Source organism: Intrasporangium sp. Soil_C_50 (assembly GCF_057656595.1).
Genome location: NZ_JBDGKB010000001.1, coordinates 1,548,984 through 1,560,801, shown reverse-complemented (window position 1 = coordinate 1,560,801; position 11,818 = coordinate 1,548,984). Strand labels below are relative to the sequence as shown.

The 11,818-nt window shown below is 73.8% G+C and carries 14 protein-coding genes; 10 read left to right on the top strand and 4 right to left on the bottom strand.

The window, feature by feature from the left end:
* The first annotated feature begins 111 nt into the window (after positions 1-111).
* Positions 112-684: a GNAT family N-acetyltransferase gene (locus AC3A5R_RS07350; protein WP_487620070.1), complete on the top strand. Its 573-nt coding sequence runs from the start codon at positions 112-114 to the stop codon at positions 682-684.
* A 31-nt stretch (positions 685-715) separates the two neighbouring features.
* Here the strand turns inward: AC3A5R_RS07350 and AC3A5R_RS07345 are convergent, their stop codons facing one another.
* Positions 716-1,978, bottom strand: a complete 1,263-nt coding sequence (locus AC3A5R_RS07345) for a GNAT family N-acetyltransferase (RefSeq protein ID WP_487620069.1) — start codon at positions 1,976-1,978, stop codon at positions 716-718.
* Positions 1,979-2,030: 52 nt separating this feature from the next.
* Here AC3A5R_RS07345 and AC3A5R_RS07340 point away from each other — a divergent pair, with 52 nt between their 5' ends.
* The 4 genes from AC3A5R_RS07340 to purL all read left to right on the top strand — a co-directional run bounded on the left by AC3A5R_RS07340 (position 2,031) and on the right by purL (position 6,067).
* Entirely contained in the window at positions 2,031-2,657 is a 627-nt protein-coding gene (locus AC3A5R_RS07340; RefSeq protein WP_487620068.1) for an LURP-one-related family protein, read from the top strand.
* A gap of 91 nt (positions 2,658-2,748) precedes the next feature.
* Positions 2,749-3,060 (top strand): phosphoribosylformylglycinamidine synthase subunit PurS, encoded by a 312-nt coding sequence (purS, locus tag AC3A5R_RS07335; RefSeq protein WP_487620067.1) that lies wholly within the window; start codon positions 2,749-2,751, stop codon positions 3,058-3,060.
* Positions 3,057-3,752, top strand: a complete 696-nt coding sequence (gene purQ, locus AC3A5R_RS07330) for a phosphoribosylformylglycinamidine synthase subunit PurQ (protein ID WP_487620066.1) — start codon at positions 3,057-3,059, stop codon at positions 3,750-3,752. The genes purS and purQ overlap by 4 nt, the downstream gene beginning before the upstream one ends.
* On the top strand, positions 3,749-6,067 hold the full coding sequence (gene purL, locus AC3A5R_RS07325) for a phosphoribosylformylglycinamidine synthase subunit PurL (protein WP_487620065.1): 2,319 nt from the start codon (positions 3,749-3,751) through the stop codon (positions 6,065-6,067). Before purQ ends, purL begins: the two co-directional genes overlap by 4 nt.
* Positions 6,068-6,126: 59 nt before the next feature.
* Here the strand turns inward: purL and AC3A5R_RS07320 are convergent, their stop codons facing one another.
* The 3 genes from AC3A5R_RS07320 to AC3A5R_RS07310 are packed head-to-tail and all read right to left on the bottom strand — an operon-like array spanning position 6,127 to position 8,340.
* Entirely contained in the window at positions 6,127-7,014 is an 888-nt protein-coding gene (locus AC3A5R_RS07320) for a spermidine synthase (RefSeq protein ID WP_487620064.1), read from the bottom strand.
* A gap of 7 nt (positions 7,015-7,021) precedes the next feature.
* On the bottom strand, positions 7,022-7,888 hold the full coding sequence (locus tag AC3A5R_RS07315) for a GNAT family N-acetyltransferase (RefSeq protein WP_487620063.1): 867 nt from the start codon (positions 7,886-7,888) through the stop codon (positions 7,022-7,024).
* Between the two features lie 26 nt (positions 7,889-7,914).
* Positions 7,915-8,340, bottom strand: a complete 426-nt coding sequence (locus tag AC3A5R_RS07310; RefSeq protein ID WP_487620062.1) for a VOC family protein — start codon at positions 8,338-8,340, stop codon at positions 7,915-7,917.
* Positions 8,341-8,463: 123 nt separating this feature from the next.
* On the opposite strand from AC3A5R_RS07310, the gene AC3A5R_RS07305 reads away from it, so the two are divergent.
* The 5 genes from AC3A5R_RS07305 to thpR all read left to right on the top strand — a co-directional run bounded on the left by AC3A5R_RS07305 (position 8,464) and on the right by thpR (position 11,778).
* Positions 8,464-9,345, top strand: coding sequence for an LLM class flavin-dependent oxidoreductase (locus tag AC3A5R_RS07305; protein ID WP_487620061.1), 882 nt, complete (start codon positions 8,464-8,466; stop codon positions 9,343-9,345).
* Between the two features lie 66 nt (positions 9,346-9,411).
* Positions 9,412-9,786, top strand: a complete 375-nt coding sequence (locus AC3A5R_RS07300) for a sterol carrier family protein (protein WP_487620060.1) — start codon at positions 9,412-9,414, stop codon at positions 9,784-9,786.
* 2 nt (positions 9,787-9,788) lie between these two features.
* On the top strand, positions 9,789-10,034 hold the full coding sequence (locus AC3A5R_RS07295) for a hypothetical protein (protein ID WP_487620059.1): 246 nt from the start codon (positions 9,789-9,791) through the stop codon (positions 10,032-10,034).
* Positions 10,031-11,212, top strand: a complete 1,182-nt coding sequence (locus tag AC3A5R_RS07290; protein ID WP_487620058.1) for a CaiB/BaiF CoA transferase family protein — start codon at positions 10,031-10,033, stop codon at positions 11,210-11,212. The genes AC3A5R_RS07295 and AC3A5R_RS07290 overlap by 4 nt, the downstream gene beginning before the upstream one ends.
* Entirely contained in the window at positions 11,209-11,778 is a 570-nt protein-coding gene (gene thpR / locus AC3A5R_RS07285; protein ID WP_487620057.1) for an RNA 2',3'-cyclic phosphodiesterase, read from the top strand. Before AC3A5R_RS07290 ends, thpR begins: the two co-directional genes overlap by 4 nt.
* The last annotated feature ends 40 nt before the right edge of the window (positions 11,779-11,818 follow it).

Sequence of the window (11,818 nt, the reverse complement as noted above, 5' to 3'; positions counted from 1 at the left end):
TCTACGTCACTCGCACCCTGCGCTCAAGGCTTGTCCACATCGGGTTCCTTTGCGGCGCAGACCGATCCGCTCGACGACAGCAATGTCGGTGGCTGGTGCGAGGATGGCTGGATGTCCGCCCTTCCTGTCGCCGTCGCGCCCGGATCGCTCAGCGCCACCGCCCAGCCGATCGTCGACGCGGGTGCCGGCCTGACGCTGCGCCCGTTCGTCGACGACGACGCCGACGCGCTCGTCCGCGCGTACTCCGACCCGGCCATCCAGCGTTGGCACCGCCGGTCGCTGACCCACGCCGAGGCGCTCGAGTGGGTCCGAGCGCGGGCGCACGCCCGGTGGCAGCGAGAAACCGGGGCCGAGTGGGCCGTCGTCGACGCGGCGGGAACCCTCGTCGGCCGCGTCGGCCTGCCGGTGCTGCACCTCGACGAGGGTGTCGCCGAGGTCGGCTACTGGGTCCTGCCGGAAGGGCGCGGTCACGGCGTCGCCGGCCGAGCCCTCGCCGCGATGACGGACTGGTTGTTCGCGCTCGGGCTGCACCGCATCGAGCTGATGCACTCGGTCCACAACGAGCCCTCGTGCCGCGTCGCCGTCAAGAACGGCTTCGAGCTCGAGGGCGTGCGCCGGTCGGCCCTGCTGCACCCGGACGGCTGGCACGACATGCACCTGCACGCCCGCCTCGCGCCGGCCTGAGTCACCCCGGCGGCGAGCGGGTGCCGTCGCCTCACGACGCGGCGTCCGCCTCGAGGGTCGCCCGGCTCGTGCGCACGACGAGCTCCCGCACCTGCTCGAACCGGCCGGGGTCCTCGTCCGAACCATCGGCGTACCACCAGTCACGGGCCCAGTCCACGAGTGCCGCATCGGAGGAATGCGTTGCCGAGAACCGCTCTGCTGCAGCCCGTTTCGAGAGCTGCTCGCCCTCGACGAGGGCGCACCACGCCCTGCAGATCGACAGCACCGCGTACGACTGCGCGCCCACGGGCCGCATGTCCTCGACCCAGGTGGGCCAGTCCCGCACGTGGGCCAGCAGCGCCTCGCGCAGCTGCTCCGGTGCCACCGCGGGCAGCACGTCACTCGTCGGCGGGCCGACGAGCGGCCGCCCCCGCTCGCGGACCATGGCCCACGTCAGCACCCGGTGGCGGGTCGCCGGCAGCAGGTGCAGGGGCTCGCCGGGGCTGATCCGCATGATGACGTCGTCCGACGATGGCTCGCCTCCGGCCGCCAGCGACTCGACGGTCGGCACCCCGACGGTCTCCACCTCGACGCGTCCGACCCAGGCCGGGTGGCGTGCCTCGACCGATGCGTGCACCGGTGCCACCGCGGCGAGCGTCGCGTCGTCGGGCGCGTGCCGCAGCGCCACGAGCACGTCGAGGTCGCTGCGGGTCGGGGTGAAGTCGCCGGCCACGAGGGAGCCGTGCACCCAGATGCCCACGAGCTCGTCGCCGAGCGCGTCCACCAGGCCGCGCGTCAGGTCCTCGAGCACCGCCGACGGTCCGACGCCGCGTCGCATCACGACGCGGCGGCCCACCTCGTCCAGGCCGAGGCCTCTCTCGGTCTCGCGGAGCGCCCGCAGGCCCGGCGTCAGGTCGGTGACGGTCTCGAAGCCGCGGCCCCCGTAGAACGGCCCGTTCCACGGCACGTCCGCGAAGGTGCACAGGGTCACGGCGCCGTGGCCCGTTCGCGCGGCCCACGCCACCGACGCGTCGAGCAGCGCGGTCCCGACGCCCCGGCCCGTGGCGTCGGGGAGCACCGACAGCTGCTCGAGGTGCGCCTCGCCGTCGACGACCTCGAGCCGTGCGAACCCGACGACCCCGGACGCGTCCTCGGCCACGAGCACCTGTGCGGCGTGCGCGAGGTCCGCAGCCGTCGTGGCGACCGGCGGGATCGGCCCGACGCCGTGGCGGGCGAAAACCTCGTCGGAGGCGTCCTCGAGAGCCGGCAGGCCGGCCAGGTCATCGGGGCAGGCCGGGCGCACGGTCGTCGTCACCCGCGCCAGCCTGTCACGGCGCAGCCCGCGAGCGCTGTGGCACGCTGGCCGCATGAGCGAGCCCGTCGCCGAGCAGCCCGCCCCCGACACCGGTCACTACGTCGTGCGCCAGCGCGTCACGATGATGGTCAACCGGTACGAGATCCACCGCTCCGACGGCACGGGTGCCGAGCTGGGGATGCTGTGCTTCGCCGAGCAGAAGCGGATGAAGCTCAAGGAGGAGGTGACGTTCTTCAGCGACGCCGCGAAGACCCACGCGCTCTTCGGGTTCCGCGCCCGCAAGGTCATCGACCTCGGCTCGGGCTACGACGCCGTCGACGCGAACGGCCGGCCGATCGGCTGGTTCAAGAAGAACTTCGGCGCCTCGCTCGCCAGCTCGACATGGCACCTGCGCGACGCCGCCGGCCTCGAGAGCACCGGCAGCGAGCGCAACGCCAAGGTCGCCATCCTGCGCCGGATCTGGGACGTCGTGCCGGTCGTCGGCGACATCCCGGTGCCGTGGCTGTTCCACTTCGACTTCCGCACGCCGGAGGGCGAGACGGTCCTCAGCTCGACCAAGCGCGTCGGGGTCCGCGACGTCTACCACGTCGACCTGCCGGCCCTCGCCGACGGCCGGCGCCTCGACTGGCGCGTCGGCGCCGCGATGGCCGTCGCCCTCGACGCGCTGCAGTCACGCTGAGACGCGGTCCGGAGCACGGGCGGGGGCCGATAGACTTCGGCCGTCCGAACGGACGCTCCTGACCCCGTCCAGACAGGGAGAACCATCACCGATGGGAAGCATCGTCGTCGACGTCATGCTCAAGCCCGAGATCCTCGACCCCCAGGGCCAAGCCGTCGGCGGGGCACTTCCGCGCCTCGGCTTCGACGGGTTCACCGACGTCCGTCAGGGCAAGCGGTTCGTCCTCACGGTCGAGGGTGACATCACCGACGAGCACCTCGCTGCGGCCCGTGAGGCCGCCGAGAAGCTCCTGTCGAACCCCGTCATCGAGGACGTCGTGTCGGTCCGGGTCCTCGAGGAGCCCGACGCCGCCGACGCGCCCGCCGAGGACGCCGGCGCGGAGTCGAAGGACGCCGCGCGGTGAAGGTCGGCGTCGTCACCTTCCCCGGCTCGCTCGACGACCGTGACGCGGCCCGCGCCGTGCGCGAGTGCGGCGGCGAGGCGGTCTCCCTCTGGCACGGCGACGCGGACCTCAAGGGTGTCGACGCCGTCATCCTCCCCGGCGGGTTCTCCTACGGCGACTACCTGCGCTGCGGCGCCATCGCCCGCTTCGCGCCGGTCATGGACGCCCTCGTCCCCGCCGCCAAGGGCGGACTACCGGTGCTCGGCATCTGCAACGGCTTCCAGGTGCTCACCGAGAGCCACCTCCTGCCCGGAGCACTGATCCGCAACGACCACCGCAAGTTCAACTGCGTCGACACCCGGCTCGTCGTCGAGAACGCCTCCACCGCCTGGACGAACGAGTTCGAGGCCGGCCAGGAGATCACCATCGTCCTGAAGAACGGCGAGGGTGGCTTCGTCGCCGACGACAAGACCCTCGACAGGCTCGAGGGCGACGGACGCGTCGTGTTCCGCTACGTCACCGACGCCGAGGGCCGCAACCCCAACGGGTCCTACCGCAACATCGCCGGCATCACGAACAGGCGCGGCAACGTCGTGGGCCTCATGCCGCACCCCGAGCACTGCATCGAGCAGGGCTACGGCCCCAGCCTCGACGGCCGGGCCTTCTTCACCTCGCTGATCAAGTACACCCTCGAGAGCGCAGCCACCGCATGAGCGACACCGCAGCCACGGCCACCGCCACCCCCGAGGCCGGCCTCGACACCGTCGCGAACGCCGCGGCCACCCCCGAGGTCGAGCAGCCGTGGGCCGAGCTCGGCCTCAAGTCCGACGAGTACGCCAACATCCGCGAGATCGTCGGCCGCCGGCCCACCATCGCCGAGCTGGCCATGTACTCGGTCATGTGGTCCGAGCACTGCTCGTACAAGTCGAGCAAGGTCCACTTCAAGCTCTGGGGCGAGAACACCACCGACGAGATGCGCGAGAAGCTCCTCGTCGGCATCGGTGAGAACGCCGGGGTCGTCGACATCGGCGACGGCTGGGCGGTCACCTTCAAGGTCGAGTCGCACAACCACCCGTCCTACGTCGAGCCCTACCAGGGTGCGGCCACCGGCGTGGGCGGCATCGTCCGCGACATCATGTCGATGGGCGCCCGCCCGATCGCCGTCATGGACCCGCTGCGCTTCGGCAACCTGCACCACCCCGACACCCAGCGCGTCCTGCCGGGCGTCATCGCCGGCGTCGGCGGCTACGGCAACTGCCTCGGCCTGCCGAACATCGGCGGCGAGGTCGTCTTCGACGACTGCTACCAGGGCAACCCCCTCGTCAACGCCCTCTGCGTCGGCGCCATGCGCGTCGAGGACATCCACCTGGCCAAGGCCAGCGGCGTCGGCAACAAGGTCATCCTCTTCGGCGCCAAGACCGGCGGCGACGGCATCGGCGGCGTCTCGGTCCTCGCGTCCGAGACGTTCGAGGCCGGCGGCCCGGCCAAGCGCCCGGCCGTGCAGGTCGGCGACCCGTTCGCCGAGAAGGTGCTCATCGAGTGCTGCCTCGACCTCTACAAGGCCGGCGTGGTCGACGGCATCCAGGACCTCGGCGGTGCCGGGCTGTCCTGTGCCACCAGCGAGCTCGCGAGCAACGGCGACGGCGGCATGCACGTCGAGCTCGACCGCGTGCCGCTGCGCGACGCGACCCTCGAGCCGCACGAGATCCTCATGTCCGAGTCGCAGGAACGGATGATGGCGGTCGTCGAGCCGAAGCACCTCGACGAGTTCATGGCGATCACCGACCGCTGGGACGTCGAGGCCACCGTCGTCGGCGAGGTCACCGACGGCGACCACCTCGTCATCACCTGGCACGGCGAGGTCATCGTCGACGTGCCGCCGCGCTCGGTGGCGCACGAGGGCCCGACGTACAACCGCCCGCTGGCCCGCCCCGACTACCTCGACGCGCTCAACGCCGACTCGGCCGCGACGCTCGAGCGCCCGGAGTCCGGCGACGACATCCGCGCCCAGCTGCTGACGCTCCTCGGCTCGCCGAACCTCTGCGACAAGTCGTGGGTCACCGACCAGTACGACCGCTACGTGCTCGGCAACACCGCGCTCGCGCAGCCCGACGACGCCGGTGTGGTCCGCGTCGACGAGGAGACCGGCCGCGGCGTCGCCGTCGCGACCGACTGCAACGGGCGCTTCGCCAAGCTCGACCCGTACACCGGTGCCCAGCTCGCCCTGGCCGAGGCCTACCGCAACGTCGTCACGGCCGGTGCCGCGCCGCTCGCGGTCACCGACTGCCTCAACTTCGGCTCGCCGGAGGACCCAGGCGTCATGTGGCAGTTCCGCGAGGCGATCCGCGGCATCGCCGAGGGCTGCAAGACCCTCGGCATCCCGGTCACCGGCGGCAACGTGTCGTTCTACAACCAGACCGGCGACGTCGCCATCCACCCGACACCCGTCATCGGCGTGCTCGGGGTCATGGAGGACGTCTCGAAGCGCTCCGGCTCGGGCTTCCGAACCGACGACGCGCACGTCTACCTCCTCGGCACGACCCGCGACGAGCTCGACGGCTCCGAGTGGGCGCACGTGGTGCACAAGCACCTCGGCGGCCTGCCGCCGAAGGTCGACCTCGCCGCCGAGCAGGCCCTCGGCGAGGCGCTCGTCCGTGCCGCGCAGGCCGGCATCGTCGAGGCCGCGCACGACCTCTCCGAGGGTGGCCTCGCGATCGGCCTGGCCGAGATGGCGATGCGCCACGGCGTCGGCGTCATCGTCGACGGCCTCGACCGCGTCGGCGCCACCGAGGCGGGCGAGCCGCTCGACGCGTTCACGGCGCTCTTCTCCGAGTCCGCGGCCCGCATCCTCGTGGCCGTCCCGGCCGGCCACGCCGCCGAGTTCGAGCAGCTGCTCGGCGAGGTCCCGCACGTGCGCATCGGCGTCACCGGTGGCCGCGACGTCGAGGTCACCGACCTCTTCACGGTGTCGGTGTCCGAGCTGCGCTCGGCGCACCAGTTCACGATGCCGGCGGTCTTCGGCGGCTAGTCGACACGTTCTCCCGCGAGGGGGCGGCGCCCGGCCCGGGCGCCGCCCCCTCGCGCGTGTCAGACGACGCGCCAGCCGGACGCGTCGGGCGGCTCTGGGCTGCGGGTCCCGTTGTCCCCGAACGGCTTCGCACCGGCGCACAGTCGGTTCAGCTCTTCGCCGACGCGCAGTCCCGTGGGCAGTGCGGCCTTGGCGACGTCGCGGCGCAGCCGGTCGATCGGCAGAGGAGCGGGCGACGCGACGAGCACGACGTTGCCGAACCGTCGACGCTTGAGCACCTCGTGCGTCGCGACGAGCGCCACCTCCGGCAGCACCGTCCGGACCGTCGCGACGACGCGCGACACCCAGCGCAGGCCCGGCTCGTCGGCGAGGTTCCACAGCGCGACGCCGCCCGGACCGAGCACGCGCGCCACCTGCGTCGCATACGTGGTGCCGACGAGCTCGCCGGGCACGCGTCCTCCGGCGTAGGCGTCGGTGACCACGACCCCGGCCGACGCGTCGCCCAGCGCGGCGACGCCGGTGAGGCCGTCGACGGGCCGCACCCGGATTCGGTGACGACGGGGGAGCGGCACCTGCTCGCGGACGAGCGCGGTCAGCGCGGCGTCGGGTTCCAGGACGATCTGCGGCGAGCCCGGACGCGTCGCCTCGACGTAGCGCGGCAGCGTCAGCCCCGCCCCGCCGACGTGCGTCACCGCGAGCGGCGCCGGCGGTTCCGGGTCGAGGGCGTCGAGGACTTGGCCGAGGTGCTGGACGTACTCGAAGACGAGGACCGTCGGGTCGTCGGGCTGCACGTGCGACTGGGGCGAGCCGTCCATGTGCACGGTGACGCCACCGCGCTCGTCCCACTCGAGGGCGACGTGGCTCGCGGGCCCGGCGTCGGTCCCCGGTGTCGCGGGGCTCTCGGGGCTCGCGGCCCCGCGGCCGCTGCGTCGGGCACGGGCGCTCATGAGCGGCTCACGTGAGGTCGACGACGAGCTGGCGCTGCTCGCCGTACCGGCGGAAGCCGACCGCCCGCAGGATCGGCGAGGACGTCTCGACCCGGCCGTGCGTCAGCGCGAGCGTCGCCCCCGCGTCGACGACGTGCTGCAGCCGGGCCTGGAGGACGGCGCGGCAGGCGCCGCGCCCGCGCAGGACGGGGCGGGTGCCGGCGCCCCAGAACCGGGCCACCGGCCCGGCGAGGGTCCAGCCACCGGTGCTCGCCGGCCTGCCGTCGACGGTGGCGAGGACCCGCCCGCCGGAGTCGTCAACCAGGCCCTTGTCGACCTCGGCGACGTTGAGGTCGACCTCGGCGTCGTCGGGCTCGTTGCCGCCGAAGGCGAGCTGGCTGATGACGAGCGCCTCGAGCACGTCGGTGCGCTCGACCACGCGGCGCACGGTGACGTCGCCCGGCACGCCGAGGTCGGGCACCTGGCCCTGCGAGAGGTCGAAGGCGAGCACGTCCGACCTTTCGACGACGGTGCCGCCACGACGCACGAGCTCGTCCTCGACGCCCGCCGGGCGCGTCGTGTCCGACACGGTCCACCAGAGCCGGTCGCGGCCGAGGCCGCGCGCCACCGCGTGCACCTCGTCGACGAGGTCGCGCGGGTCACGACCTGCGCCGCCCGACTCGAGCACGCGGGCACCCGTCGGCGTCAGGAACGTCTCGGGGTAGGCGACGACGAGGTACTCCTCGGTGCGGACGCTGCGCGCGAAGTCGGGCACCCACGACCACGCGGTCGACGCCGCGAGCACCGCGGCGTCGTCCCACGGCCACGGTGCGGAGCCGGCGGTCGCGTCGGAGGTCCGGGCGGCGGACTCGTCGGAGCCCTGGTCGGTCGTCACCGGACCAGCGTAGGAGGGGCGCGGCGTCAGGATCCCATGGCGGTGGTGCCGTCGGACATGACCGGCGAGATGAGCCCGAAGACGTTGCCGTCGGGGTCGTGGAGGTAGGCGAGGCGCCCGACGCCCTGCATGTCGTTCGGCGCGATGGCCTCGGTGCCGCCGAGCTCGAGGCCCTTGGCGAAGAGGCCGTCGACGTCGTCGACCGCGACGACGAGGTTGGCGCCGTTGACGGCCCCGCCGATCTCGGGCCTGGCGCCCTGGCGCTGGGTCAGGCCGCCGTTGATGCCGTGGCCGGCGCCGCCCTGGTGCATCGACTCCTCGCCGGTGTCGATGGACCAGTACGGCATGTCGCCGAACTGCTGGAAGGACCAGCCGAGCAGCCGGCCGTAGAAGTCGGCGAGGACCTGGGGGTCCGAGCCGTGGATCTCGAAGTGGACGACGAGGCTGGACATGGCGGCTCCTTCGCGGCTCTTCAGCGACCCGGTGCGCTCCGGGTGGTCCTCCCGACGCTACGACCCGGCGCCGACAGCGACAACGGTTCGGGACCACCGCTGGTTCGGTACTACCGTCGGAGCATGCGCTTCGGTCTCGCGATCCTGCCCGAGCACGCCTGGTCCGTCGCCGAGCCGATGTGGCGTGAGGCCGACGCGATGGGCTTCGACCACCTCTGGACCTTCGACCACATCACGTGGGGCGGCCTGCCCGAGTCGCCGTGGTTCGCCGCCGTGCCGACGCTCGCCGCGGCCGCCGCCGTCACCTCGCACGCGCGCCTCGGCACCTTCGTGTCCTCGCCGAACAACCACCACCCGGTGCAGTTCATGCGCGAGGTCCTCGCGCTCGACGACATCTCCGGCGGCCGGTTCCTCCTCGGCGTCGGCACGGGCGGCGACCTCGACTCGCGCATCACCGGCGACGACCTGCCGCTCAAGGAGCGCGTCGCCCGGTTCCACGAGTTCACCGACCTGCTCGACCGGCTGCTCCGCGAGGACCGGGTGTCGGCCGACGGCCGCTTCTACTCGGCGCGCGACGTGCAGACGCGTCCCGGCCCGGTGCGCGGCCTGCCCGAGGGCCACCGGGTGCCCCTCGTCATCGCGGCCAACGGCCCCCGGTCCATCCGGCTCGCGGTGCACCGCGGCGACGCCTGGATGACCTATGGCGGCAGCGCCGACACCGACGCCGAGTGGTGGGCGCTCGTCGCCGGCCACTGCCGCGTCGTCGAGGAGTCGCTCGACGCGGCCGGCCGCGAGCCGGGCGGCTTCGACCGCTACCTCAACCTCGACAGCGCGCCGACGTTCTCGCTGAGCAGCGTCGACGCGTTCGAGGACGCCGTCGGCCGCGCCGCCGACCTCGGCTTCACCGACGTCATCACGCACTGGCCCCGAGCCACCGAGCCCTACCGCGGCAGCCGAGCCGTCCTCGACACGGTCGTCGCCGACGTCATCCCGCGCCTGCGTTGACGCGCGCCCCGGGCGTCCGTGACGACGCGTCGGGCGGCGTCGGTGGGCGGGGCTAGGCTGCCGCTCATGCCGCCACGCCGACGCACCGGGGTCGACGCGGGTCGGGCCGCGCTGGAGGCCTGCCGCGCCGCCGACTTCGCGGCCGACCGCCAGACCCTCGCCACCGCCGTGCGCTACACGCTCGAGGAGCTCGCCACCGTCGCCCCGGGCCGCACCGTCGAGGTGCGGGTTCCGCCGTTCGGGGCCGCCCAGTGCATCGAGGGCCCGGTGCACCGGCGGGGCACCCCGCCCAACGTCATCGAGACCGACGCCGACACGTGGCTGCGCCTCGCCGTCGGCGACCTCACGTGGGACGACGCCGTCGACGCCGCCCGGGTCCGCGCCAGCGGCCAGCGGGCCCACCTGGACGGCCTGCTGCCGCTGCGCTCGCTTACGCTGTGACCGTGAGCCCCGACGTCCCCCGCACCCCGAACTTCAAGCGCTTCCTCGTCACCGGGGCCCTCGTCGGGCTCGTCATCGGGGTCTTCATCGGCCTGCGCGAGCCCGGCGGCCCGAGCTACACCGTGACGAAGTCCTACGACGTCGGCACGGCGATCCTGTTCCTCGGCGCGCTCGGCGTGTTCCTGGGCGCGGGGCTGGCCGGCATCATCGCGCTCCTGCTCGACCGCACGGGCCGCGACCGCTCGTGAGCCCGGCGCCGCGCGGAGGTCCCCTCTCGGGCGTCCGCGTCGTCGAGCTGGCCGGCATCGGCCCGTCCCCGTTCGCGGCGATGCTCCTCGCCGACCTCGGCGCCGACGTCATCCGCATCGACCGCCCCGGGCTGTCGCCGCTGCCGGTGCCGCTCGAGCCCGAGCACGACCTGCTCCGACGCGGCCGCCCCTCCGTCGCGCTCGACCTCAAGCACCCCGACGGCCTCGCCGCCGCCCTGCACCTCGTCGAGCGGGCCGACGTGCTCGTCGAGGGCTACCGCCCCGGCGTCGCCGAGCGCCTCGGCCTCGGCCCCGACGCGTGCCTCGAGCGCAACCCCCGGCTCGTCTACGGGCGCATGACCGGCTGGGGCCAGGACGGCCCGCTCGCCCAGGCTGCGGGCCACGACATCGGCTACATCGCAATCACCGGCGCGCTCGGGGCCATCGGCCGGGCCGACGGGCCGCCCCAGGTGCCGGTCAACCTCGTCGGCGACTTCGGCGGCGGCGCGCTCTACCTCGTCGTCGGCGTCCTCGCGGCCCTGCTGGAGGTCCGCACCAGCGGGCAGGGCCAGGTCGTCGACGCGGCGATCGTCGACGGCACGGCGCACGTCTCCTCGCTCGTCCTCGGTCTCGTCGGGGCCGGGCTCTGGAGCGACCGCCGCGGCACCAACCTGCTCGACACCGGCGCTCCGTTCTACGACGTCTACGAGACGAGCGACGGCGGCTGGATGGCCGTCGGTCCGCTCGAGCAGGCCTTCTACGACACGTTCCTCGCGCTGCTCGGCCTCGCCGACGTCGCACCGAACCGCCTCGACCCGAGCGAGTGGCCGGCCTTGCGCGTCCTCCTCGCCGACACCTTCCGCACCCGCACCCGAGACGCGTGGACCGCACTGTTCGAGGGGACCGACGCCTGCGTCGAGCCGGTGCTGTCCTACGCCGAGGCGCCCGCCCACCCGCACCTGGCCGCGCGTGGCACCTACGTCGAGCACCACGGCGTCGTGCAACCGGCGCCGGCGCCGCGGTTCTCCCGCACACCGGCCGCCCTGACCACCCCGCCCTCGCCGGTCGGCGCCGACACCCTGGAGGCGCTGACCGCGTGGGGCGTGCCCGACGTCGACGGCCTGCTCGCCTCCGGGGCGGCCATCGACACGTCGGGAGCCGGGGCGCCGGCGACGTGAGGCTCTTCGTCGCGCTCGTCCCGCCGGACGACGCCCTCGAGCACCTCGCCGCCCACGTCGAGCCCCGCCGTGAGGCCGGTGCCGAGCTGCGCTGGACCGACCGGCACCAGTGGCACGTGACCCTCGCCTTCCTCGGCGCGGTGCCGGAGCACGGCCTCGACGACCTCATCGACGCCCTGGCCGCCGTCGCGTCGCGGCGTGACCCGCTCGTGCTGCGGCTGTCCGGGGCCGGCGTCTTCCCGAACCCCTACGCGGCACGGGTCCTGTGGGCCGGTGTCGAGGTGCTGCACGGCGACCTCACGGCCCTGGCCCGGGCCACGCGCGGCGCCGCGAACGGCGTCGGTGCCACGCCCGACGGCACCCGCTTCCACCCGCACGTCACGCTCGGACGCTTCCCGCGTCCGTGCGAGGCCACCCGCTGGTTGCGCACCTTCGACGCCTACGAGGGGCCGACGTGGCGCGCCGACGAGGTGGTGCTCGTCGAGTCGCACCTCGGCGAGGGCCGCGGCCGGCGCCCCCGGTACGAGGTGCTGGCGACGCTCCCGCTGGGCCGGCACGCGCGCTGAGCGCGCCCGCGCGGGACGCGTCGGGGCTCGGAGGGTGACG